Genomic DNA, 23,676 nt, shown 5'->3' with positions numbered 1-23,676 from the left:
AAAGCTTTTCATCAAATTGTTTGCGAGTGGTTTACGATCAAACTCGCGTGCGCCGCACTATCGCACGGCACTTTTATGTTGCGCAGCAACAGACATTGAAGATGCGTGAGATTTTCTGCACGCCGCAATCGCCGCTTCAACTCTTTTTCGCGAGCAGCAGATTTCCGCGCGATTTGATCGCTGCCTGCGCCACTTCCGCGAAACGCTGCAGCAACCAGGGCAGCACCACTTCGACGGTGACATGATCCTCGGCCACATCGACATGACCGGACGCCGCCTGCCCCATGGCACGGACGCGGAAGATCATCCGGTCGCCGTCCCAGCGCTCCTCGTCAACTTTCAACATTGGTACATTAGTTGTTGCCCGTGTCAGTCCTGTCTTGAGCCGGCGCGCAGCTTCCTCGCGGCCGAGGCTGTGCGGAATGGAAACGACGAGCGGTGCAGACATCTCATGATCCTTTGTTAGCTCACACGGATGTAAGCGCGATTTCGCCCGACGGTAGTCGTAATCAAAGTTTCACTCATGGAACCTTGGGGATGTCTGCGCGTTTTTATCGCATGAAGGCAGCAGGCTTGTCCGTCTGCCAGGCTGAGGAGAAATCCATGTCCATTGGTACTATCATTCTGATCATTCTGATTATCGCCTTGCTTGGTGGTTTCAGCGGTATCGGCGGCGGTCCGTTCTACGGCACCGGCTATTACGGCGGCGGCGGTCTTGGCCTCATCGTGGTAATTCTGCTGATCCTCCTGCTGCTTGGTAAGCTGTAAGAGCGGATATTGATTTCAAGGCGCGCGATCCGGAAGGATCGCGCGCTTTTCCATGTGCGTACGCTCTCACCGTCATCACCCGCGAAAGCGAGTAATGACGGTGAGCGTCATTTCATTTTCCCGATCGCCGACTTGATCGACGACGCAGCATCCTCGTAACCCGCCCACGCCTTGCTCTTCGCCATTAGCGACAGGACGCTGCGCACAGTGAAATTCTTCGGATCCAGATCTTTGCGCAGCTGTGGCCATGTCAGCGGCATCGACACCGTGGCCCCCTTTCGCGCCCGCGGCGACAGCACCGAGACCGCGGTCGACATCCGGTCGTTGCGCAGATAATCGAGGAAAATCTTTCCACCACGCAGCTTCTTCGACATGTTGAGGAGGTAGCGCTCGGGGTCGTCACTGGCCATCTGCTGGCACACGGCCTGCGCAAAACTCTTCGCCGTTTTCCAGTCGACCTTGTCCTTCGCGCCGTGCAGCAGTGGCGCCACCACATGCAGGCCCTTGCCGCCGGTCGTCTTGCAGAAACTCTCCATGCCGAGGCTCGAGAGCCGTTCGCGCATCTCGCGTGCCGCATCCACGACGGCAATGAACTCCACATCAGGCGCCGGATCGAGATCGAACACCAGACGCCCCGGTGTATCCGGCGCATCAGGCGCGCAATTCCACGGATGCAGTTCGAGCCCGCCGATCTGCGCGACGGCCGCAAGACCCTCGACCCGATCGATCTGCAAGTAAGGCTTGCGGTCACCGGAGACTTTCACGAGTTCGAGCAGGTTGGATGTCCCCGGCATTGCGTGGCGCTGGAAGAACTGCTGCCCGTCGATGCCGTCGGGCGCGCGCACGATCGAACACGGGCGCCCCTTGAGATAGTCCATCATCCAGTCGCCCACGGCTTCGAAATACACCGCGAGATCGCGTTTGGTAACCGGCTCGCCATCGCCGGCATCCGGCCATAGCTCCTTGTCAGGCTTGGAGATCGAGACACCCATGACAACGGCATTGCCGGCCGCAGCTTTTGCGGGCGCGGCTTTTCTTGCGGAGCTTTTGGCAGTCTTCTTCGCGCTGCGCTTCGGCGTCGGCTCGGCAAGTTCGGTCTTCTTGGGAGTCTCGGCCTCGACCTCATCGGCTGGCTTGTCCTGCCGCAGCCCCTTGAATGACGCCTGACGCACCATGCCCGCGCCGGTGAAGCCTGCGAATTCGATCTCGGCCACCAGTTCGGGCTTGAGCCAGTGCACGTCCCGGCCACCCGGCGGCGTCTCCTTGCCGCCGAACGGGCTGGTCTTCGCCGCCGCTTTCTTCAATGCCGGCATGATGCGCGTGACCTTGTCCTGGCCGAAGCCGGTGCCGACGATGCCGACATAGGCCAGATGATCGCCTCTGTTGACGCCGACCATCAGCGACCGGAACTTGCCGGCATTACTCTTCCATCCGCCGATCACGACCTCATGGCCGGCCCGGCACTTGGCCTTGGTCCAGTGTTGCGAACGGCCTGACACATAGGGCTCCGACAGCTTCTTGGAGACGATGCCTTCCAGCGACAATTTGCAGGCCGACTGCAGAATGGCGTCACCACCGGTCTCGAAATGATCGACATAGCGAATGAGGCTTTCCTTGCGACGGCCGCGGGCTTTGTCGAGTAGCGCCTTCAATCGCTCCTTGCGCTCGCCAAGCGGCAGCTTGCGCAGATCTTCGCCTTCAGCGAACAGAAGGTCGAATACGAAAAAAATGAGCGTATCGGTCTCGCCATCCGACAGCGCCGCCTGCAGCGCCGCGAAGTCCGGCGCGCCATGGGCATCGAGGCCGACAATCTCGCCATCGACGATCGCATCCGACAGGCCGGTGGCTTCTTTGGCGATGGCCTGAAACTTCTCCGTCCAGTCGAGCCCCTTGCGTGTCTTCAGGGTGGCCTCGCCGTCTTCGACGCGGAGTTGCACGCGATAGCCGTCGAACTTGATTTCATGCGCCCAGCCATCCGCGGAGGGCGGCCGATCCACGACGTTACAAAGTTGAGGCGCGACGAAGCCAGGCATCCTTGCGACCTTGACCGGCTTCGCCGATGGCTTGGCCGCCTTCCTTGTCACGGTTTTTTTGCCTGCAGCTTTCTCGGTCCTCGCCTCCCCTACATCAGCCTTGGTCTTGCCGCCCTTCTTCGCACGCGCATCAGCAGCACTCCCCTCGCTGGAATCCCACACCGCGTCCGGCTTGATCTTCGCCGTCTTCGCGATCATGAACGGTTTCGGCGCCTTCCCTTTTCCTGAGGCGATGGCGCTCATGGTCCGGCCGGACGCCACTGACTTGTCGTCATTTAGGATGGTGTTGGCCTTGCCCTCCTTCACGAAGTCGTCGCGGTGCTTGATCAGCAGCCAGTTGGTCCGCTTGCCGCCATTGCGGTCATGCTTCATGCGCACCAACACGAAGCCGCCTTGCAGCTTTTCGCCGTCCAGCGTGAATTTCAGGTCGCCCTTCTTGAAGCCCTTGTCCGGATCGTCGCTCTCCCAATAGCCGCGGTCCCAGAGCTGCACGGTGCCGCCGCCATATTGCCCCTTGGGAATCGTGCCTTCGAAATCGCCGTAATCGAGCGGATGGTCCTCGACCTCGACAGCGAGACGCTTGTCGGCAGGGTCCATCGACGGCCCGCGCGTGACGGCCCACGACTTGAACACCCCGTCCATCTCCAACCGCAGATCGTAATGCAGCCGCGTGGCATCGTGTTTCTGGATCACGAAGCGGCGGCGCTTCGCGGGCGCGACCACGATCTGCCCGGCGGGCTCCTTCGTGAGCGCGAAATCGCGTTTCCGGCGGTAGATCTGAAGCTGCTTGTTAGCCACACCGTCCCCCACTCAACGCATTGGCGCATGATCCGGCGCGGAACCAAAACCGACAATTGCCGTTGAAGTTCCTGGAAATCCACGCCAGCGCAATACTTTGCGGCCTGCGCGCTTCATTTGTAGATCGAGTTGGAGGACGAGTATGGCCCCGCCCCGCGCCTATTGGAAAGGCTCTCTCAAGCTGTCGCTCGTCACCTGCCCGGTGGTGCTGTATCCGGCCGCGACCACGATCGAGAAGACCAAATTCCACATGATCAATCGTGAGACCGGCAACCGGCTGAAACAGCAGATGGTGGATGCCGAGACTGGCGACGTCGTGGAGAAGGAGCAGAAGGGCCGCGGCTACGAGATCAGCAAGGGCGAATATGTCGAGATCGAGAAGGAAGAGCTCGAGGCCGTGCAGATCGAGAGCAACCACACCATAGATATCGACAACTTCGTGCCGCGCGACGAGATCGATCGGCGCTATCTGAACAATCCCTATTACATCGCGCCCGACGGCAAGGCCGGTGCCGATGCGTTCGCCGTGATCCGCGATGCCATGAAGGACAAGGACCGCGTGGCGCTGGCGCGCATCGTGCTGACCAATCGCGAGCACATCATCGCCATCGAGCCGCTCGGCAAGGGCCTGCTCGGTACTACGCTGCGCTTCCCTTATGAGGTACGCGATGAGGAGGACTATTTCGACGATATCAAGTCGCCGAAGATCTCCAAGGACATGATCGACCTTGCGGTGCATATCCTCGACAGCAAGGCGTCGCATTTCGATCCCAGCAAGTTCAAGGATGAATATGAGACCGCGCTGAAGACGCTGGTGAAGCGTAAGGCTGCGGGCAAGCCGGTGAAGGTCGTCGAGAAGGAGGAGAAGCCGGACAACGTCATCAACCTGATGGATGCGCTGAAGGCGAGCCTCAAGGGTGGCAAGGGCAAGTCGACCAAACGCGCTTCGTCGTCACGACCACATGTGGCACGCAAGCGTCCGGCCAAGAAGGCTGCGCGGTCATCAGCGCGACATCGCAAGGCAAGCTGAGCGCATGAAGATTTTGGGAATGATCATAGGCATCGCGGTGATGCCGACCGTGGCAGCGCAGACGCAGCAGCTACAGACAAGGGAATGCAACGCCTCGAATATCGCCTTCGTCGCCGAAGCCATCGCCAAGATGGCCGATGGCAAGCAAAAGAAGACCGCTTCCGACGAGATCGGCCTGGCCAGCGAAGCAATGGCGGAGGGCAAGGACGATGAATGCAAGGACCACCTGCTGAAGGCGACGCTGCAGACCAAGTGAGGCGATGACGCTTCGGTCGAAACTGTCATGGCGGGCTTGTCCCGGCCATCTACGTCTTTTCTCTCCCCAAGACGTGGATGCCCGGGACAAGCCCGGGCATGACGAAGATTGGTTCATATGGGTCGATCAACGTACATCGGCGGAGCCTCAGGCCTTCGTCGACTTCCGGGATTTTTTTGCCGCTTTCTTTTTTCCCGCCGTCTTCTTGCTGGCTTTCTTCACCGTCTTTTTATTCGGCACCTTCTTGCCCTCGGCGCGAGCTTCCGACAGGCCGATGGCGATCGCTTGTTTGCGGCTGGTCACCTTCTTTTTCGAACGACCACTTCTCAGCGTGCCGGCCTTGCGCTTCTTCATGGCCCGCGCGACCTTCGCGGCGGCCTTCTTGGAATATTTCGCCATTCCATGCTCCCGTTGTGATCGAAACGATCAATCGTCATCATCGGTGATGGTTCCGCGTGGGTGATGTGCGAACGGACGCACTTATGAAATCCCTATAACGCGGCACTGCCGCTCATCTCGTTTTCAAACGGGCGGCCGATCATCTTGCAGCCATTCGCTCAAGCGAATGAACTGGAGACTGCAAGTGATCACCATCGAACCTCCCTCGTGTAGCTCGTCCCTCGTTTTCATTGGTAAGAACAGCCGCGGCCAGTGGGTCGCGCAGGAGCAAAACGGCCTATTCGGCGGATTGTTTGTCAGCCGCGCGAATGCCGTGCGTTATGCACTATTCGAGAACGGCCATCGCCCCGAAGCTATCATCGAGACGGCGGGCCTCATCGAGCTCGATATGAATGCCCTGCCTTTCACGGCAGCAACCTCTGTCGAACGGTTACAACAACGGCGCGTCGCCTGAGCTTCCCGCCATGTCCACAGTTGCTCTTCGGGCTCACGCCCTCCCGCAAGCTCATGCCTCCCATCACGCCAACGACTGGCTGCACGGCATCATCGCCGACGTGCCGACGCCGTTCGACGCGCATGGCGCGCTCGATCTCGTCAATTTCGCACGCTTGTGCGAACGTCAGGTCTGCGCCGGCGCCAGTGCCATCGTTGTCGGCGCGACCGCCGGTGAAGCCGACACGCTCACCTCGAACGAGCGCGCCACGCTGATCCGGACTGCCGCCGGCGTCGCCCGCGGGCGCATCCACGTCATTGCCGGCGCGGGATCCAACTGCACCAGCCGCGCCATTGAATCGACGCGGCTGGCATGGGCTGCCGGCGCCGATGCCGTCATGTCGGTCGTGCCGTATTACAACCGCCCGACGGCAAGTGGCATCGCAGCGCATTTCCGTGCGATCCTGGAGGCGACATTGCTGCCGGTCATTGTGCATGACGCACCGTCGCGTTGTGCCCGTCCGCTGGCCGACGACACGCTCATCGGTCTCGCCGCCTCGCCACGATTGATAGGCCTGCGCGACGACACCGGCGACGCCGGGCGACTGGCGCGATTGCGGCCGCTGCTGCCGGCGGGTTTCCGGATGCTGACGGGACGGGACACGGCAGCCCTGCCCTATCTCCTGCTCGGCGGTGACGGCGTTGTCTCCGCGATGGCCAATGTAGCGCCGCAGCTCTGCCGCGGCATGTATTACGCCACCCGACAGGGCTGCCCGCGCTATGCGACGACCATTTCCGACATGCTGGCGCCACTCGCCGAAGCCCTGCCGCCGGACCAGGTCGCATCGGCGGTGAAATTTGCATTGAGCCTGCGGGGCCTGGGGAGTGCCGCCGTGCGCCTGCCGCTGACGGCGCTCACTGAGACCGAGCAGCGGCAGGTCTACACCGCGATGGAGGCGATCTGGGCACAGCCTGACGACGCGCCGCCCCTGCGCCGCGCCCGCTAGGCTTGCGGGCGCTCGTTCTTCTCACGACATTTCGGGCCGGGTCCGCGCATATAATGCGCGGCCGGCCGAAAGACAGCAGGTCCAATGACGAAACGCCATAGCCGGGCGAGAATGCCCGGCATGATGGACGCATAGGAGCCAATGCGCGCGAACAGCGCTGCAGAACGGTCTTCCCTCATGGCACGCTCCGGCGATCCGGAAGCACCGGCGTATCGGCGGCGCGCACACGGACGCGCGCCAGCTCACGCCGCGCGCGGCGCATCTTGTCGGCCACCAGGGCCATGTGGATGGCGGCGAAGAAGCCCTTGATGTGGTTACGCGTCAGCCTGATGGCTACGCAAAGCCGTTTCCATTGGATATCGCCCGAGTGATGGACGATCGGCGGCTGATTGCGGCTGATGAGGTAGCTGCGATAGGCGCTGTCGGCCGAGAAATCGTGCAGCTGCGTATCGCGATTGTAGAACATCGTCATGGTCGTTGTCCGTCTTCTCAAATCCCTGGCGCATGAGCGCGTCGGGATGGTGAGAAGATGCGGACATCGCCATATGAAATCGAGACGGGCAGCCGCGCCTGTTCATAGGCGCGGCATAAAGATCAGGAGGTTGGAACTGCCGGAAAGACCAGCACTCGCTCAGCTCTTGGCCATGCAGTCTTCGATGTAGAACCAGCGGTCGTCGCCGGCGAGGCCCTTGACCTTGACGTCCTTGCGGCAGGCCTTGAGCTTGCCCTTGTTGGCGCTCCACTTCGCCTTCATGTCCTTCAGACTCTGCTTGTTCAGCTTCATCTTGGCGGGCGCAGCAGGGGTTGCCGGCGTCGCAGGCGCCTGTGCCGAAGCAACGCCCATTGAAGTCACAACGAACAGTGCGGCCAAGAGGCCCGTAGTGATGCGTGTCATCGTTATCCCCGAATGTGCTTGTTTTGAAGATTGTTCGTCAGATGTAAAATGGGACCGGAAGCTTTCGCTGCCGGTCCCGCGCAGGTTTTACTGGAAGATGCGCGCGGCGCTCTGCAGCGTCAGCCAGACACCCCAGCACAGCGGGACACCGACAAAAGCCCAGAAGGCAATGGCTGCTCCGTCGAAACCGCCCTTGCCAATGCCATAGGAGCCTCCGCCGGCCGACGCCGCCTCGGCGCCCTTGGCCTGCAACTTCGCGACTTCCTCCGGCTTCATGAACCAATGCGGCGCCAGTGGCTTCACCAGCATGTTGCAGATCAGTCCCAGCACCAGCATGCCGGCGAGGATGTACATCGTGAAGTCATAGACCTGCGCCCGCGGCACGCCGGCGGCGATCTGGAATTCACGGATGTAGTTCACCACCACCGGACCGACGATGCCCGCAGTCGCCCAGGCCGTCAGCAACCGACCGTGGATCGCACCCACGAACTGGGTGCCGAAGATATCGGCGAGATAGGCCGGGATGGTCGCGAAGCCGCCGCCATACATCGAGAGGATGATGCCGAAGGCCAGCACGAACAGAACCTTGCTGCCCATCGCCGCGAAGGTCGGCACCAGTGCATAGAGCACGATGCCGAGAATAAAGAACGTGTAGTAGGTGTTCTTGCGGCCGAGCTTGTCCGACAAAGACGCCCAGAAGAAGCGGCCGCCGATGTTGAACAGCGAGATCAGACCCGCGAAGCCGGCGGCGATGCCGGCGATCGCCGTCTTCTGTGCAGCCGAGAGCTGGCTGAAGGAGAGGTCCGGCGCACCGATCAGCTTGCCCGCAAAGATTTCCTGCAGCATCGGCGAGGCCATGCCGATGACGCCGATGCCCGCCGACACGTTCAGGCAGAGCACGCCCCAGATCAGCCAGAACTGCTTGGTCTTGTGCGCATTGTCGAGATGCACGTGGCCGGTGGTGATCATCGCATTCGCAGTAGCCGGCGGGGTCCAGCCTTCCGGCTTCCAGTTCGGTGGCGTGATGCGATAGGAGAACGCGCCAATGGTCATGAACACGAAGTAGATGACGCCCATGGCCAGGAAGGTCTGCCAGACGCCGACATCGGTCGGGGTCTTGAAATAATTCATCAAGAGGTTAGCCAGCGGCGAGCCGATCATCGCACCGCCGCCGAAGCCCATGATGGCCATGCCTGTGGCCATGCCGCGACGATCCGGAAACCACTTCACCAGCGTCGATACCGGCGAGATGTAGCCGAGACCGAGACCGACGCCGCCGATCACGCCGGAGCCGATCCACAACAGCCAGAGCTGATGCGTGTAGACGCCGATCGAACCGAGCACGAGGCCGCCGCACCAGCACATCGCCGAGACGAAGCCCGCCTTGCGCGGCCCGACGCGCTCGAGCCAGCCGCCCCAGATGGCGGCGGAGACGCCGAGCAGCACGAAGAACAGCGTGTACATCCAGCCGAGGCTGGCGACCTTCCAGTTACAGGTGGTGGTGAACAGCTCGGTGGCGAGGCTCATGCCCTCGCACACTTCCTTCGAGGCAGGTGTCGTGATTGCTTGCGACAGCGGCAGCCAGAACACGCTGAAGCCGTAGGCCATGCCGATACAGAGATGAATACAGAGTGCAGCAGGTGGAACCAGCCACCGGTTGAAGCCGGCGGTCGCAATGATGCGTTCGCGTTCCAGCAATCCTGGCTTGGTGCCAGACAGTGTTCCGGCGTTGCCCACACTTGTCATGAAAGTTCTCCCCTGCAGCCGCCCCTTCTGAGCCGGTCTGCGATTTGAAAAAGTCGCTTCGTCAATTCCCCTGCGCGCGGACAAAGATTCACGCACGCTCGCACTTTAGAACAGGGCCAGAAGCGACTGCGGGAGTCGATAGTCCAAAGGTATCAGGAGCGAAAATTTATCAATGATTTCCACTGCATCGCAGCAATTCAATCGCGATTTGCAATCGCAGCATTTCGTTTTTCGATGAAGAAAACGATCACATCGCCCCTGCGTTCGGAGGCTTCGATCTGATCGCCGATTTGCTGAATCAACGCAGGGATGTCGATCACCGCGAGGGGGTCCGTGCAGTGGACTTCAAGTCGATCGCCCACCGACAGTGCCTTCATCGCCTTGCGCGTCATCAGTGCCGGCAACGGGCATTTCAATCCGGTCAGGTCGAGCTTGGTCACAGGCATCGCGCGGTTCCACTTGGTGCAACTGCGTTATATCGGGCTGGCATCAAATGTCATATGCAGCGGTATGGCGATGACGAACACATATCCGGCCACGCTGGGCGTGCTTCTCGCGGGCGGTCTCGCGCGCCGGATGGGCGGCGGCGACAAGCCGATGCGCGAGATCGGCGGCACAACGATCCTGGCCCGCGTGATCGCGCGCATCGCGCCGCAATGCGACGGGCTGGTGCTCAACGCCAATGGTGATCCCGCGCGATTTGCGTCCTTCGGTCTGCCGGTAATCGCCGACGACGTCGCGGATTTTCCCGGCCCCCTCGCCGGCATTCTCGCAGGTCTGGAATGGACAGCCGCCAACCGACCAGATGTCACGTGGATGCTGAGTGCCGCCGGCGACTGCCCGTTCCTGCCGCGCGATCTCGTCGCGCGTTTACATCACGCCCGCACCGCGGAGAATGCGCAGCTTGCTGTCGCGTCATCGGCCGGACAGTCGCACCCCGTCATTGGCTTGTGGGATGTCTCCCTGCGCCATGAGTTACGGCACGCCCTCGTCAACGAGGACATCCGCAAGGTCGGCCGCTGGACGTCCCGCTACAGGCTCGCAACCGTGGAATGGCCGACTGATCCTGTCGATCCGTTCTTCAATGCCAATACGATGGACGACATCGCCGAAGCCGAACGGCTTGCATTGCTCGACGACAAAGCCTGACCTAAGCTTCTCCCAACACGCGGCCGAAGTGTCGCGACACATGGGAGGACCTTCATGCGCGGCACATCTTTGTCCGTGATCTCAAGCATTGCACTTACTCTCCTCGCCACATCCGCAAACGCGCAGGTCTCCGACGACGTCGTCAAGATCGGCGTGCTCACCGACATGAACGGTCCGGCCTCGACGCCCTCCGGCCAGGGTTCGGTGACGGCCGCGCAAATGGCCGTGGACGATTTCGGCGGCAGCGTGCTCGGCAAGCCGATCAGCATCATCATCGGCGATCATCAGTTAAAGCCCGATGTCGGCGCCTCACTGGCGCGGCGCTGGTACGATGTCGATCAGGTCGATCTCATCGTCGACGTGCCGGTCTCAGCCGTCGGCCTCGCCGTGCAGAACGTCGCCAACGATCGCAAGCGCCTGTTCATCACCCATTCGACCGGCGCCGCGGATTTCCATGGCAAGTTCTGCTCGCCCTATACCATGCAATGGGTGTTCGACACCCGCGCACTTGCGGTCGGCACCGCGCAGGAAGTGGTGAAGCGCGGCGGCGACAGCTGGTTCTTCATCACCGATGACTTTGCCTTCGGCCATGCGCTGGAGCGCGATGCATCGGCCGTCGTCACCAAGACCGGCGGAAAGGTGATCGGCTCAGTGCGCCCGCCATTCGGCGCGTCGGACCTGTCGTCCTTCGTATTGCAGGCGCAGGCCTCGAAAGCCAAGATCATCGGCATCGCCGGTGGGCCGCCGAACAACATCAACGAGATCAAGACCGCCGGCGAATTCGGCGTGTTCAAGGGCGGCCAGCAGATGGCCGCGCTGCTGGCACTGATCACCGACATCGACTCGCTGGGGCTGCAGACCGCACAGGGTCTGCTGCTGACCACCGCCTTCTACTGGGACATGGACGACAAGACCCGCGCCTGGTCGAAGCGCTTCTTCGAGAAGACCAAGCGGATGCCCACCATGTGGCAGGCCGGCGTCTATTCCTCCACCATGGTCTATCTCAACGCCATCAAGGAGGCCGGCACAGACGATCCACTGAAGGTCGCCGCGAAGATGCGCGAGAAGCCGATCGAGGATTTCTTCGCCCGCAACGGCAGACTGCGCGAGGATGGGTTGATGGTGCACGACCTGATGCTGGTGCAGGTCAAGTCACCCGAAGAGTCCAAGTATCCGTGGGACTACTACAAGATCCTCGCAAAGATTTCCGGAGAGGACGCATTTGGACCGCCGGACCCGGCTTGTGTGTTGGGGAAGAAGTAGGAAAGCGACGCTCCCCTTCCCCTCTCCCCCAGCGCGGCAACGCCGCGCGCCGCGGGAGAGGGTGCCTGAGCGTAGCGAAGGCGGAAGAGGGATAGCGACAAAGCGCGGAGTTGCGGCGCCCTCTCCCGTCTGCGCGCCTTCGGCGCGCATCCACCCTCTCCCGCGGCGCGGAGCTTTGCTCCGCTGGGGGAGAGGGGAAGAAAGCCCCCTACTTCACCACCCCAATCTCTCTGAAATACTTCAGCACCCCGGGATGGATCAGCGCCACATCGGGCGCTGACGCCACCGTATTGCTCGCCGTGGTCTCCTTCGCCTGTGCGAGCCGCGCACCGAGCGTGGCTTCGGCGCCGTGCAGCGTCTTCGCAAGCCGATAGGCGACATCATCCGGCAGCGTTTCGCGCGCGAGGATGTAACTCCACGAGCCCACCGATGCGATCGGCATCGGCTGGTTCGGATAGCTGTTGGCGCCCACCAGCATCGGCTTGAGGAAAGCGTGCTTGGCGCGGATCTGCGCGATCTCCGCCGCATCGGGCGCAATGAAGCGCGCGCCGCCGGGGCTCTCGCTCATGGCCTTGAAGCCGGGCCAGCCCAGTCCCGCGCCCCACAGCGCTGCCACGCGACCGTCCTGCACCATGGCAGGACCGTCGCCGGCGCGGTCGAGATAGACCGCCTGAAAATCCTTGTCCTGATCGAGGCCGATCCCGTCCAGCACATAGCGCGACAGGAATACGAGGCCGGAGCCCTTCGCGCCGAAGGCGATCGGCTTGCCGACAAGATCGCGGATCGTCTTGTAGGGACTGTCGGCGCGGACCACGAACATGCCGGGATTGGAATACAGCGCGGTGATGATCTTGAGCTTCGTCGGCGCACGGCCAATGCCCTTGAACGCCTCATAAGCGGGTTCGCCGGCCACCAGTGCAAGATCGAGTTGGCCGGCTTCGAGCAACGGGATGTTCTCGGTCGAACCCTTGGTGTTGCGCGTCGCCAGCGTCAGTGACGGATCGGCCTTGTTCATCACCTCGGCAAAGGCGTCGCCATAGAGCGGGAAGCCGCCGCCGGGCGTCGCCGTGCCGAGACTCAAGCTGAGAGGCGTGGTGGTCGACATCGGTTTGGCTCCCTCCTGCGCAACGGCCGTCGTGACAGTCAGGAATGCTGCGCAAAGAAGCGGCATCATTTTCATGGGGCACCTCGACGTCGATCAGCCTGCATCGTTCGACCAAGCTTGTAGGCAAAATCCGAATTCTATGAAAGCATGGAGGTAACGGGCGGCAAGCCCGATCGAACGACGTCGCGCATCAGCGCTGCGATTTTCATGTCTGGGAGGAACTATGATCGCTTTTCTGCGTGCCGCTGTGCTGTGTCTCGTCGGCTTCGCCAGCCTCGCCACGACAACCCTCCCCGCCTCCGCCGCAGGCTATCCCGATCGTCCCGTGCGCTGGCTGATCGGCTTCGCTGCCGGCGGCCCCGTCGATATCGTGGCGCGCATCATGGCACAGTGGCTGTCGGATCATTTCGGCCAGCAATTCGTCGTGGAAAACCGCGCTGGATCGGGCGGCAATCTGGCCGCCGCCGCGGCCGTGACCTCGGCGCCGGATGGCTACACGCTGTTGTTCGTCGCGCCGAACAACGCAATCTCGGCCTCGCTCTACAAGAAGCTGCCTTATGATTTCATCCGCGACACCGTGCCGGTGGCCAGCATCATGCAGCTCACTAATATGCTGGTGGTGTCGAATGGCATGCCCGTGAAAACGGTCCAGGAGTTCATCGACTACTGCAAGGCCAATCCGGGCAAGATCTCCTATGCGTCGTCGGGCAATGGCACCTCGGTGCATATGTCAGCCGAATTGTTCAAGGCGATGACCAAATGCGACATGATCCATGTGCCCTATCGCGGCTCGGCGATCGCCTTTCCCGACATCATCTCCAACAAGGTGCAGTTGATCTTCGACAACCTGCCCACGGCGCTCGAACAGTCGCGGGGCGGCACCGTCCGCGCGCTCGGCGTCACCTCGCCGCAACGCTGGCCCATCGTGCCGGATGTCCCGGCCATTGCCGAGACCGTGCCGGGCTTTGAATCCATCGGCTTCTACGGCATCTCCGCGCCGAAGGGCACGCCGCCGGAGGTCATCGCCACCCTCAACAAGGCTGTGGGCGAAGCGCTGAAGGATCCGAAGCTGATCGCGCGGCTCGCCGAGACCGGCGGTGTGCCGAAGCCGATGACGCCTGAGGAATTCGGCAAACTGGTTGCCGCCGAAACCGAGAAATGGCGCAAGGTGGTGGAATTCGCCGGCGTCTCGGTCGATTGAGCTGGACGCTCTTTCGTCTAGACGCTCACCGCGACCATGGCGGGCAGCAGTTCAGAACTGCTGACCGCCCCGGCGACCAGATAGGCGAAGCCCAGCAGGGCCAGGAAGCCGAGGAAGAACAGCGCAAAGAGGATGATCGAGAGCTTCTTGGCGAAAGCCGAGATGTTGGTGAGGCCGAGGCCGCCGGCAATCAGAGAAATGATCAGACAGATGACAGCCCAGCGAAACACCCGCGCCTCCCTATATTGAAATTGCGCGGGCCAACGCCACCGCCCGGCCAAAGTTCCGACCCCGGGAACGCGGCATTGCCGACAGGCGATGGCCGATATAAGGAATGCCTGCACCGCCGTCCCCGGTTCTCAAGCCCGCTGGACGCCGGCGGGGCCTGTAGCTCAATGGTTAGAGCCGACCGCTCATAACGGTCTGGTTGCAGGTTCGAGTCCTGCCGGGCCCACCAATTATTTCAGGCTGTATATCCCCTGCCCATTGTTGCTTTTGATGTATTTTTTCCGAGTCGGCCGGATCGGCGGACGCCGATCCGGCTTCGCCTGACTAGACCGCGCCGTGAGTGTCCACGTAGAGCGCATAGATCGAGTGGCTGCTCGCCATGTAGAGCCGATTGTTCTTCGGGCCGCCGAACGCGAGGTTGGCACAACGCTCAGGGAGCCTGATGAACCCAATCTGCTTCCCTTCCGGATTGATGATCATGACCCCGTCCAGGTCTTCGGACTTGCCCTTCAAAGGGAACACCTTGCGGCCACCCACATCCGTCGCCTCCGACTGCAACGCGCCATTGCTGCCCCAACCGCACCAAAGATTGCCGTCGCGATCCAGTTTGAAGCCGTCGAGAGACGCCTGGTCCACCGCATCAACGATCTTGGTGCGGGCGCCCAATGAACCGCCCGAGTTCACGTCATAGCGCCAGATGCTGCGGTTCGGAGTCCCCTTCCACTCAACGACGTAGAGCTTCGTTTCGTCGGGAGAAAAAGCGATGCCGTTCGGATTGACGAGATCGGTGATGATCGCCGTGATCTTCCCGCTCTTGTCGATGCGGTAGACGTTGGTCGTCGCCTGCTCGGCCTTGGCCTTGAAGCCTTCCCACTCGCCATTGATGCCGAACAGGGGGTCGGTGAACCAGATGCTATCGTCGGATTTAACGACGACGTCATTGGGTGCATTGAGCCGCTTGCCTTCGAACTTGTCGGCCAGAACGGTAACCTTGCCGTCCTTTTCCGTTCGGGTGACGCGGCGCGTAACCGAATGTTCGCACGTGATAAGCCGCCCCTGTCGATCGCGGGCGTTGCCGTTGGCATAGTTGGCATTCGCGCGAAACACGGTGGTTTGGCCGGATCTTTCATCGAACTTCATGATCCGGTTGTTCGGAATGTCGCTGAAGAGCAGGCAGCCTTCAGTTGGGAAGTATGCCGGCCCCTCGGTCCATCGGAAGCCCGTAGCGACCTGCTCGAGCGTGCTCGAGTAAATGCGATACTTTGCGAAACTTGGATCGAGTATCTGCACCGCAGGATCGGGGTAGCGCTGGTTGGGCGCGAACGCAAAGGATTGCGCACCCGCAGCGCGGGAAAGAAGCGCCGAGCCTGCGGCGGCACCGGCTGTGGCAAGCAGATTACGTCTCGTGAAAGTCAATTTATCCTCCAGATTTATCGTTCTTTGGCACGCCATGTCATGATGTGGATTCTGCGGGCGGGCGGCGCAGACATCCGGGCGGCCTGGCGGTCGCCCGGAAAGCTCCACGTTGTCGTCACGGATACGGACGGGCGGCTGGGGCCGCCCGATCGCTCATGGAAGGGTGTAGGCGGTCTTGACGGTCGTGTAGAACTCTGCCGCGTAGCGTCCCTGCTCGCGGGAGCCGAAGCTCGATCCTTTTCGGCCGCCGAACGGCACGTGATAATCGACACCGGCGATCGGCAGGTTGACCATCACCATGCCGGCTTCCGAATTGCGCTTGAAGTCGCTGGCGTATTTCAGGCTCGTCGTACAGATGCCTGCCGACAGACCGAACTCCGTGTCGTTTGCAATCGCCAGCGCTTCGGCATAGTCCTTCACGCGGATCACCGCCGCCACCGGACCGAATATCTCCTCCCGCGCGATACGCATCGAGTTGTTAACGTCAGTGAACAGCGCCGGCCGCAGGAAGAAGCCCGGCGTCTCGCGAGTGAGGATTTCGCCGCCGAATGCGAGTTTCGCGCCTTCGTCCTTACCGATTCCGATGTATTTGAGGTCCTGGTCGAGCTGGTTCTGATCGACGACCGGACCTACGTCCGTTCCGGCCTTGATGGCGTCGTCGATTTTCAATCCCTTTATGCGCTCGATCAGGGCCGCCACGAATTTGTCGTGGATGCCGTCTGTAACGATCAGGCGCGACGCCGCCGTGCAGCGCTGACCGGTCGAGAAGAACGCGCTGTTTGCGGCGCATTCCACCGCGACCTTGACGTCCGCATCGTCGAGCACGACGAAGGGATTTTTGCCGCCCATCTCAAGCTGGAACTTCTTCATCGGGCGCGACGCCACACAGGCCGCCGCGACCTTCTGGCCGGTCGAAACCGAGCCGGTGAAGCTGATCGCGGCGACATCGGGGCTCTCGAGCAGCGCGGCGCCGACTTCGGTGCCACGGCCCATGACGAGGTTGAGCACGCCCTTCGGCAGACCAGCACGATGCAGGATATCCACCAGCGCCCAGGTCGAGCCGGGGACGAGGTCGGCAGGCTTGATCACCACAGTGTTTCCGTAGGCCAGCGCCGGTGCCGTCTTCCACGCCGGAATGGCGATCGGGAAATTCCATGGCGTAATGAGGCCAATGACGCCGAGCGGCTCGCGCGTGATTTCGATATCGACGCTGGGCCGCACCGAAGCAAGCTTCTCACCCGCCATACGCAGACATTCACCGGCAAAGAACGCGAAGATCTGCCCGGCGCGGGCCACCTCGCCGACGCCTTCCGGAAGGGTCTTGCCCTCCTCGCGGGACAGCAGGAGGCCAAGCTCGTCCTTGCGCGCCAGAATCTCGTCCGACGCTTTCTTCAGGATGTCATAGCGAAGCTGTGGGGTCGTGCGCGACCACGCCGGGAACGCCGCCTTAGCGGCTGCGATCGCGGCATCCGCCTGCGTGCGTGTGCCACGCACCGCTTCGCCGACGACTTCCTTAGTGTTGGAAGGGTTCACATTGGGCGCCCGCGCGCCATCGGATAGCCATTCGCCATCGATCAGATTGTTGAACATCAGCATCGTACAAGTCCTTTATGAGAGAAGCGCCTGCAGCACGAACGGGGTTATCTGCCGTTGGCCTTACGCCACGCTGCGAAATCGATCGTCGTCTGCTCGTCGGTGGCGGGATAGAGGCCGAGGATGCTCTTGCCGTTCTGGACCTGCTCGGTCACGAAATCCTCAAACGCGGTCATTTCGATCGCCTCGTCGGCAATCTCGTCGGCGATGTGCGCGGGAATGACGATGGCACCGTCGCTATCGCCGAGGATGACGTCTCCCGGAAACACCGGTGCGTCGCCGCAACCGATCGGCCCGTTAATCTCGATGGCATGATGCAGCGTCAGATTGGTCGGGGCGCTCGGACGCGTGTGATAGGCCGGGAACCCGAGCTTGGCGATCTCGGTGGCATCCCGGAAGCCGCCATCAGTGATGACGCCGGCAACGCCGCGCTTCATCAGCCGCGTGATCAGGATGGCGCCGGCCGACGCCGCGCGCGCATCCTTTCGGCTGTCCATCACAAGCACGGCACCGGGCGGGCAATCTTCCACCGCCTTGCGCTGCGGATGAGCACGGTCGCGGAACACTTCCACTTTGTTGAGGTCTTCACGCGCGGGAATGTAGCGCAGCGTAAAGGCCTCGCCGACGAGCGTCGGCTGATCCGCGCCGATCGGCTGGACACCCTGGATCATCTGGATGCGGAAGCCGCGCTTGTAGAGCGCGGTCGCGACGGTTGCGGTGGAGACGGTTTTGAGTTTGGCGCGGGTCGCGTCGCTAAGTTTTGTCATGGTGATACTCTGTGAGTGATTAGTAGATGACGGGTTCCTTGACCGGCGCGCCGAAGTCGGTGCGCAGGAAGTCGAAGTCGCAGCCTTCATTGGCCTGCTGGATATGCTTGGTGAACATCCAGCCATAGCCGCGTTCGTAATTGCGCTCCGGGGCTTTCCACGCCGCGCGACGCTTCTCCATCTCCGCATTGGAGATGTCGAGATTGATCGTCCGCGCATCGACGTCGAGGGTGATCATGTCGCCATTCTGCACCAGCGCCAGCGGGCCGCCGATGAAAGATTCCGGCGCCACATGCAGGATGCAGGCGCCGTAGCTGGTGCCGCTCATGCGCGCATCGCTCAGGCGGACCATGTCGCGCACGCCCTGCTTCACCAGCTTCTTCGGGATCGGCAGCATGCCCCATTCCGGCATGCCCGGCCCGCCCTGCGGACCCGCATTGCGCAGGATCAGCACGTGATCAGCCGTCACATCGAGGTTCTCGTCGTCGATCGCCTTCTTCAACGACGGGTAGTCGTCAAACACCATCGCCGGGCCAGTATGTTTGAGGAAGCGCGGCTCGCAGGCCGACGGCTTGATCACGCAGCCATCGGGCGCAAGGTTGCCCTTCAGCACCGCGAGCGCGCCCTCGGCGTAGATGGGATCTTTGACGGTGCGGATGACGTCGTCGTTATAGACTTCGGCGCCGGCGATGTTCTCGCCGAGCGTCTTGCCCGTGACGGTCATCACGTCGAGATGCAGATGTTCCTTGATACGGCCCATCAGCGCCCGCAGGCCGCCAGCATAATAGAAATCCTCCATCAGATATTTGTCGCCGGACGGGCGCACATTGGCGATCACGGGCACCTTGCGGCTGGCGATCTCGAAATCGTCGAGGCCGATATCCTGACCGGCGCGGCGCGCCTGCGCGATCAGATGGATGATCGCATTGGTCGAGCAGCCCATCGCCATCGCCACGGTGATGGCGTTCTCGAAGGCCTTGCGCGTCTGGATCTTCTGCGGTGTCAGATCTTCCCACACCATTTCGACGATGCGGCGGCCGCATTCGCTGGCCATGCGGATGTGACCGGCGTCTGCAGCAGGGATCGACGATGCGCCCGGCAGCGTCATGCCGATGGACTCCGCGATCGCCGTCATGGTCGAGGCCGTGCCCATGGTCATGCAGGTGCCGTAGCTGCGGGCGATGCCGCCCTCGACCTCGACCCATTCCTTGTCGGAAATTTTCCCCGCACGGCGCTCATCCCAGTATTTCCAGGCATCGGAGCCGGAGCCGAGCGTCTTGCCCTTCCAGTTGCCGCGCAACATCGGGCCCGCCGGCAGATAGATCGCGGGATAGCCCGCGCTGGTGGCGCCGAGCAGAAGCCCCGGCGTGGTCTTGTCGCAGCCGCCCATCAGCACCACGCCATCGACGGGATGGCCGCGCAGCAATTCCTCGGCATCCATCGCCAGCATGTTGCGATAGAGCATGGTGGTCGGCTTCAGGAAGCTCTCCGACAGCGACAGCGCCGGCAGCTCCATCGGGAAGCCGCCGGCCATCAGGATGCCGCGTTTGACGTCATCGACGCGGGTCTTGAAGTGCATATGGCAGGGCTGGGCGTCTGACCACGTGTTCAGGATGGCGATGACCGGCCGCCCCTGCCATTCTTCCGGAGCGTAGCCCTGCTGCATTGCTCGGGAGCGATGGCCGAACGCGCGGAGATCGTCCGGGGCGAACCAGCGTGCACTGCGAAGTTCGTCAGGCGTTTTCTTCTTATCGCTCATGTCGATACTTTCACGTCGTTCAAGATTGCGTGCCCCACTTCTGGATCGTGTTGCGCTCGATGGTGCGGAAGATAAGGTTTTCCACGATCAGACCGATGACGATCACGGTGAGGAGACCGGCAAAGACCGCAGGAATATCAAGCAGGTTACGGTTCTCGAAGATGAACCAGCCGAGACCGCCCTGCCCCGACGAAACGCCGAAGACCAGCTCAGCCGCGATCAGGGTGCGCCATGCAAAGGCCCAGCCGATCTTCAAGCCAGTCAGGATGGAACCAAACGCGGCCGGAATGAGGATCCGCCCCACATAGGGCAGTCCGCGCAGGCCGTAGTTGCGCCCGACCATGCGTAGCGTGTTGGACACGCTCTTGAAGCCCGAATGGGTATTGAGTGCCACGGGCCACAGCACGGAATGTACGAGCACGAAGACCAGACTGCCGTTGCCGAGACCAAACCAGATCAGTGCCAGCGGCAAAAGTGCGATGGCAGGCAGCGGATTGAACATCGCCGTCATGGTTTCGAGAAAGTCCGTGCCGATCCGCGTGCTGATCGCGAGGATGGTGAAGACGGCCGCCAGCACGATGCCGACGCCGTAACCCATGAACAGCACCTTCAGCGAGGCCCACGCCCGCAGCGGGATGGTACCGTCGCTGACCTTGTCGAACATCGTTATGATGGTGTCGTGGAAGGTCGGGAACAACAGCGGATTGTCCAGATAGACGCCGTAAGCTTCCCATATGGCGCAGAGGAAGATGATGATCGCCGTCTTCCGGACGAAGCCATCGTTCCACACCAATTCCAGCACGCTAAGCTTGCGCTCGACTTCCCCTGGATTGGCGGCTGCTGCGGCCGCCTGATCGCGCATCAGGATCTTGGCTTCACCCATTGTCCTGCTCCTCAATGTGCGGTTTCGGAAGGCGCGAACAGCAGATCATGAATCTGTTGCTCGAGGCGCCCCGCGCTTCCGTCATCCGTCGATACCTGATCGACATCGATGATCTCGGCCTTGACGCGCCCGGGATGCGGCGAGAGCAATAGAATACGATTGCCGATCTTGATCGCCTCGGCGATCGAATGGGTCACGAACATGACGGTGAACTTGGTTTCTTCCCAAAGCTGCAACAGTTCGTCCTGGCAGGTCCGCCGCGTCAGCGCGTCAAGCGCCGCGAACGGCTCGTCCATCAGCAGGATGTCCGGCTCCATGGCCATGCCGCGCGCAATCGCAACACGCTGTTTCATGCCGCCGGAAAGCGTATGGGGATAGCTGTCCACGACCCGCGTGAGACTGACCTTCTCGATGTAGGACCGTGCGCGATCCTCCGCCTCCTTCCGTGGCAGCTTGCGCGTCATCAGCAAGGGAAACATGACGTTCTCGAGCACGGTCTTCCAGGGCAGCAACTGGTCGAATTCCTGGAAGATCATCATCCGGTCGGCGCCCGGCTCCGTGATCTCACGGCCGTTGATGGTCATCTTTCCTTCACTGGGGCGCAGATAGCCGCCAACGGCCTTCAGGAGCGTGGACTTGCCGCATCCAGAAGGGCCGAGCAGGACGAAGCGGTCGGAGCGGTTGACGTCGAAGCTAACCCGTTCCGTCGCGGTGACGACGACGCTCGAGGTCTTGTACCTGAGCGTAACGCCGCTCACGTCGAGAAGTGCTGACATTCAGTTTCCCTTGAGGTCGCTCGAAGAAGGAAGATAGTAGTCGGTCCAGTTCTTAGGCTGGGTTTTGAGCGTTCCGACCTTGAAGAGATGGTTGGCGAACTTCATGGTGCCCTGGGGCTCCAGATTGTAGTCCATCATGCCAGGCTCCTTGAGCCATCCGAGGATATCTTCCGCACTGGTCTTGTCGCCCGTCACCTCTCTATAGATATCGACTGCAGCTTTCGGATCTTTCCGGATCAAGTCCTGCGCCTCCTTCGACGCATCGCGGATCGCCTGGATAACCTTGGGATTCGCGTCGGCGAACTTGGTCATGGTGAAGAACTGCGCCTGCGTCAGCGGCCCGCCCATGACGTCTGCCGATTGCAGCACGACGTGCGCGCCGGGCACGTTCTTCAATTCCATGAAGGTGAATGGGGGAATGCTGAAGTGGCTGCGCACCTCATGCTGGGAATTGGAAAGCGCTGCAAAAGCGTCAGGATGACCCAACTGCACCGTGTTGGAATCAAGCTTCGCCCACTGGTCCGCTCCGAAGGCTTCCGCCGCCGCGATCTGCAGAACGATTGCCTGCGTCGAGATCTTCACTGTAGGGACGGCGATCTTGTCGTTCGGCGTGAAGTCCTTAATCGACTTGATATGCGGATCCCGGCTGATCAGCGTCATCGGCTGCGCCGACGTGGCGACGATGCCCTTTACGCCGCCCCTGGTGCGATCCCACAAAAGCAGGAGGTTGCCGGTGCCGGTGTTAAGGACATCGACACCGCCTGCGAGGAGCGCGTCCGTCTGGGCGCCGCCGCCGCTGAACGTGATCCACTTGGTGGTGATGTTCGGAAGCCCCAGCGCTGCAGCATGCTTCTCGATTAGCTTTTGCTTCTCGATGATATGCGTCGGCATGTAGAAAATGCCTGGCTGACGGGAAAGCGAGATTTCGGTCTTCTGCTGCGCCTGGGCTGCACCTGCGAACGTAGCGATGAAGGACGCTACCGCCGCGAGCTTCAATGTGTTCCGAAGCTTCTTCATTTGTTTCCTCCTGCTGGTCGCTGAGATCGACCGCCTTGACTAAGGCACTAATGCATTAGCGCATCTCTGGTCAAGGATGGATTTTTTTGCTAAGCATGCATCTGATGACGATATTGCAAACAAGCACGCCCCGCCCCGCCTCGCGGCCTACCGAACGGCTGGACCGAGATCGGCAGGCGGCACCTCAGGTTTTCGAGCGGCTGCGCGATACGATCATCTCGCTGCGGCTTCCGCCGGGAACCCCGTTATCTCGCGCAGCACTGGCTGAGCAGTTCGGCGTCAGTTCCACGCCCATCCGCGATGCCCTCATGCGGCTCGACGAGGAAAGCCTGGTCGAGGTATTTCCGCAACACGCGACGGTAGTTAGTCGAATTGACGTCAATCTCGCGAAACAAGCGCACTTTCTGAGACTGGCGGTTGAGCTGGAGATCGTACGGAATCTCTCACTCGACCGGACCGACGTGTTCATCGAAGAACTGCACCGTTCCATTGGGCTGCAACAGCAACTGGTAAAAGCTGGCGACTTCGAAACGTTCATGAACGCCGACAACGACTTCCATATGCAGTTCTATGCTGCAGCCGAACGTCAGGGAATCTGGGCGCTTGTGCGCAGCCGAAGCGGTCACATCGATCGACTACGCCGCATAAATTTGCCCTCGCCGGGCAAGGCGCAGGACATCCTCAAGCATCACCGCCTGATCGTCAAAGCGATCGAGAACCGCGATCCCGATGAAGCACAGCATCACCTGCGAGTCCATTTGTCCGGAACCTTGAAAGATGTAGACAAAATACGCGCGCGGTATCCTGAGTATCTGAGCGACTGACTACCGAAGTATTGCGATAGGGCGAATACCCCTTGCCATCAACAACGGCAGCGGCCGCTGGCTTGGCGGTCGCCTCACTTCTATCGATGGTCGGTGGTAGAGAAATCCCATCCGGGAACGAAGTGAGGCTGAATATCGAGGCAGGCAGAATGGCGCTCAGTGGCGGCGCTCACCGGCGCCTCGCAGCACGACCTTCGTTCTCTGCAGGCCGAAGCGGATGCGGATCTAAGAAGAACGGCGCCTGCAAGGAAGGCGCGAGTTTCGCTTACCGCAGTTTAGCGCCCTACGGCCTCAGTTACTCCATCGATTGCAACGGTGAGGAATTGACCGT

At 61.5% G+C, this 23,676-nt stretch carries 25 protein-coding genes, 1 tRNA gene and 1 pseudogene; 10 read left to right on the top strand and 17 right to left on the bottom strand.

The window, feature by feature from the left end:
- Positions 1-136 precede the first annotated feature (136 nt).
- Positions 137-448 carry a polyhydroxyalkanoic acid system family protein gene (locus tag SFY93_RS13090; RefSeq protein WP_320447417.1) on the bottom strand — a complete coding sequence of 104 codons (312 nt, stop codon included), beginning with the start codon at positions 446-448 and terminating at the stop codon, positions 137-139.
- 155 nt (positions 449-603) lie between these two features.
- Here SFY93_RS13090 and SFY93_RS13085 point away from each other — a divergent pair, with 155 nt between their 5' ends.
- Entirely contained in the window at positions 604-768 is a 165-nt protein-coding gene (locus SFY93_RS13085; RefSeq protein WP_081422059.1) for a DUF3309 family protein, read from the top strand.
- A 107-nt stretch (positions 769-875) separates the two neighbouring features.
- On the opposite strand, the gene ligD is transcribed toward SFY93_RS13085, so the two are convergent.
- Positions 876-3,599 (bottom strand): DNA ligase D, encoded by a 2,724-nt coding sequence (gene ligD / locus SFY93_RS13080; protein WP_320447416.1) that lies wholly within the window; start codon positions 3,597-3,599, stop codon positions 876-878.
- A 142-nt stretch (positions 3,600-3,741) separates the two neighbouring features.
- Between ligD and SFY93_RS13075 the strand changes: the two genes are divergently transcribed.
- The gene (locus SFY93_RS13075; RefSeq protein WP_320447415.1) at positions 3,742-4,629 is read left to right on the top strand and encodes a non-homologous end joining protein Ku; all 888 of its coding nucleotides are present in this window, start codon (positions 3,742-3,744) and stop codon (positions 4,627-4,629) included.
- A gap of 19 nt (positions 4,630-4,648) precedes the next feature.
- Entirely contained in the window at positions 4,649-4,885 is a 237-nt protein-coding gene (locus tag SFY93_RS13070) for a hypothetical protein (RefSeq protein WP_320447414.1), read from the top strand.
- Positions 4,886-5,038: 153 nt separating this feature from the next.
- Here the strand turns inward: SFY93_RS13070 and SFY93_RS13065 are convergent.
- A pseudogene (locus SFY93_RS13065) lies at positions 5,039-5,284 on the bottom strand (DUF6496 domain-containing protein); the annotation flags it as partial.
- Between the two features lie 184 nt (positions 5,285-5,468).
- Here SFY93_RS13065 and SFY93_RS13060 point away from each other — a divergent pair.
- Both SFY93_RS13060 and dapA read left to right on the top strand, forming a co-directional pair.
- Entirely contained in the window at positions 5,469-5,738 is a 270-nt protein-coding gene (locus SFY93_RS13060; protein WP_320447412.1) for a hypothetical protein, read from the top strand.
- A 10-nt stretch (positions 5,739-5,748) separates the two neighbouring features.
- Complete coding sequence (gene dapA / locus SFY93_RS13055) at positions 5,749-6,723, top strand: 4-hydroxy-tetrahydrodipicolinate synthase (RefSeq protein WP_320447411.1); 975 nt, start codon at positions 5,749-5,751, stop codon at positions 6,721-6,723.
- Here the strand turns inward: dapA and SFY93_RS13050 are convergent.
- From SFY93_RS13050 to SFY93_RS13030, 5 genes are all read right to left on the bottom strand, one after another.
- Positions 6,720-6,902 carry a hypothetical protein gene (locus SFY93_RS13050; RefSeq protein ID WP_320447410.1) on the bottom strand — a complete coding sequence of 61 codons (183 nt, stop codon included), beginning with the start codon at positions 6,900-6,902 and terminating at the stop codon, positions 6,720-6,722. The two genes, dapA and SFY93_RS13050, sit on opposite strands and share 4 nt — an antisense overlap.
- Complete coding sequence (locus SFY93_RS13045) at positions 6,899-7,195, bottom strand: hypothetical protein (RefSeq protein WP_199712044.1); 297 nt, start codon at positions 7,193-7,195, stop codon at positions 6,899-6,901. Before SFY93_RS13045 ends, SFY93_RS13050 begins: the two co-directional genes overlap by 4 nt.
- A gap of 159 nt (positions 7,196-7,354) precedes the next feature.
- On the bottom strand, positions 7,355-7,618 hold the full coding sequence (locus SFY93_RS13040) for a hypothetical protein (RefSeq protein WP_089267466.1): 264 nt from the start codon (positions 7,616-7,618) through the stop codon (positions 7,355-7,357).
- Positions 7,619-7,705: 87 nt separating this feature from the next.
- On the bottom strand, positions 7,706-9,364 hold the full coding sequence (locus tag SFY93_RS13035; RefSeq protein ID WP_175367285.1) for an OFA family MFS transporter: 1,659 nt from the start codon (positions 9,362-9,364) through the stop codon (positions 7,706-7,708).
- A 197-nt stretch (positions 9,365-9,561) separates the two neighbouring features.
- Positions 9,562-9,810, bottom strand: a complete 249-nt coding sequence (locus SFY93_RS13030) for a sulfurtransferase TusA family protein (protein ID WP_320447409.1) — start codon at positions 9,808-9,810, stop codon at positions 9,562-9,564.
- A 70-nt stretch (positions 9,811-9,880) separates the two neighbouring features.
- Between SFY93_RS13030 and mobA the strand changes: the two genes are divergently transcribed.
- Both mobA and SFY93_RS13020 read left to right on the top strand, forming a co-directional pair.
- A complete protein-coding gene (mobA, locus tag SFY93_RS13025; protein WP_320447408.1) occupies positions 9,881-10,513 on the top strand; it encodes a molybdenum cofactor guanylyltransferase MobA in 633 nt (210 codons plus the stop codon).
- 54 nt (positions 10,514-10,567) lie between these two features.
- Positions 10,568-11,776 carry an ABC transporter substrate-binding protein gene (locus tag SFY93_RS13020; RefSeq protein ID WP_320447407.1) on the top strand — a complete coding sequence of 403 codons (1,209 nt, stop codon included), beginning with the start codon at positions 10,568-10,570 and terminating at the stop codon, positions 11,774-11,776.
- A 208-nt stretch (positions 11,777-11,984) separates the two neighbouring features.
- On the opposite strand, the gene SFY93_RS13015 is transcribed toward SFY93_RS13020, so the two are convergent.
- The gene (locus SFY93_RS13015; RefSeq protein ID WP_320447406.1) at positions 11,985-12,956 is read right to left on the bottom strand and encodes a TAXI family TRAP transporter solute-binding subunit; all 972 of its coding nucleotides are present in this window, start codon (positions 12,954-12,956) and stop codon (positions 11,985-11,987) included.
- A gap of 148 nt (positions 12,957-13,104) precedes the next feature.
- Here SFY93_RS13015 and SFY93_RS13010 point away from each other — a divergent pair, with 148 nt between their 5' ends.
- Positions 13,105-14,082: a Bug family tripartite tricarboxylate transporter substrate binding protein gene (locus tag SFY93_RS13010; RefSeq protein ID WP_170849793.1), complete on the top strand. Its 978-nt coding sequence runs from the start codon at positions 13,105-13,107 to the stop codon at positions 14,080-14,082.
- A gap of 17 nt (positions 14,083-14,099) precedes the next feature.
- Here SFY93_RS13010 and SFY93_RS13005 read toward each other — a convergent pair whose 3' ends face one another.
- Positions 14,100-14,312, bottom strand: a complete 213-nt coding sequence (locus SFY93_RS13005) for a DUF1328 family protein (protein WP_089267474.1) — start codon at positions 14,310-14,312, stop codon at positions 14,100-14,102.
- 151 nt (positions 14,313-14,463) lie between these two features.
- Between SFY93_RS13005 and SFY93_RS13000 the strand changes: the two genes are divergently transcribed.
- A tRNA-Ile gene (locus SFY93_RS13000) sits at positions 14,464-14,539 on the top strand.
- Between the two features lie 95 nt (positions 14,540-14,634).
- On the opposite strand, the gene SFY93_RS12995 is transcribed toward SFY93_RS13000, so the two are convergent.
- The 7 genes from SFY93_RS12995 to SFY93_RS12965 all read right to left on the bottom strand — a co-directional run bounded on the left by SFY93_RS12995 (position 14,635) and on the right by SFY93_RS12965 (position 22,521).
- The gene (locus SFY93_RS12995; RefSeq protein ID WP_320447756.1) at positions 14,635-15,726 is read right to left on the bottom strand and encodes an SMP-30/gluconolactonase/LRE family protein; all 1,092 of its coding nucleotides are present in this window, start codon (positions 15,724-15,726) and stop codon (positions 14,635-14,637) included.
- Between the two features lie 153 nt (positions 15,727-15,879).
- Positions 15,880-17,322 (bottom strand): aldehyde dehydrogenase family protein, encoded by a 1,443-nt coding sequence (locus SFY93_RS12990; protein ID WP_320447405.1) that lies wholly within the window; start codon positions 17,320-17,322, stop codon positions 15,880-15,882.
- 44 nt (positions 17,323-17,366) lie between these two features.
- Entirely contained in the window at positions 17,367-18,086 is a 720-nt protein-coding gene (locus SFY93_RS12985; protein ID WP_320447404.1) for a ribonuclease activity regulator RraA, read from the bottom strand.
- Between the two features lie 19 nt (positions 18,087-18,105).
- Entirely contained in the window at positions 18,106-19,845 is a 1,740-nt protein-coding gene (gene araD / locus SFY93_RS12980) for an L-arabinonate dehydratase (RefSeq protein ID WP_320447403.1), read from the bottom strand.
- A 19-nt stretch (positions 19,846-19,864) separates the two neighbouring features.
- A complete protein-coding gene (locus tag SFY93_RS12975; RefSeq protein ID WP_320447402.1) occupies positions 19,865-20,728 on the bottom strand; it encodes an ABC transporter permease in 864 nt (287 codons plus the stop codon).
- A gap of 11 nt (positions 20,729-20,739) precedes the next feature.
- Complete coding sequence (locus SFY93_RS12970) at positions 20,740-21,504, bottom strand: ABC transporter ATP-binding protein (protein WP_320447401.1); 765 nt, start codon at positions 21,502-21,504, stop codon at positions 20,740-20,742.
- The gene (locus tag SFY93_RS12965; RefSeq protein WP_320447400.1) at positions 21,505-22,521 is read right to left on the bottom strand and encodes an ABC transporter substrate-binding protein; all 1,017 of its coding nucleotides are present in this window, start codon (positions 22,519-22,521) and stop codon (positions 21,505-21,507) included.
- 95 nt (positions 22,522-22,616) lie between these two features.
- Between SFY93_RS12965 and SFY93_RS12960 the strand changes: the two genes are divergently transcribed.
- Complete coding sequence (locus tag SFY93_RS12960) at positions 22,617-23,345, top strand: GntR family transcriptional regulator (protein ID WP_414717121.1); 729 nt, start codon at positions 22,617-22,619, stop codon at positions 23,343-23,345.
- Positions 23,346-23,676 lie beyond the last annotated feature (331 nt).

Origin of the sequence: Tardiphaga sp. 42S5 (genome assembly GCF_034044155.1) — a bacterium.
Taxonomy (GTDB): domain Bacteria; phylum Pseudomonadota; class Alphaproteobacteria; order Rhizobiales; family Xanthobacteraceae; genus Tardiphaga; species Tardiphaga robiniae.
This window is presented reverse-complemented; position numbering and strand designations above follow the sequence as displayed.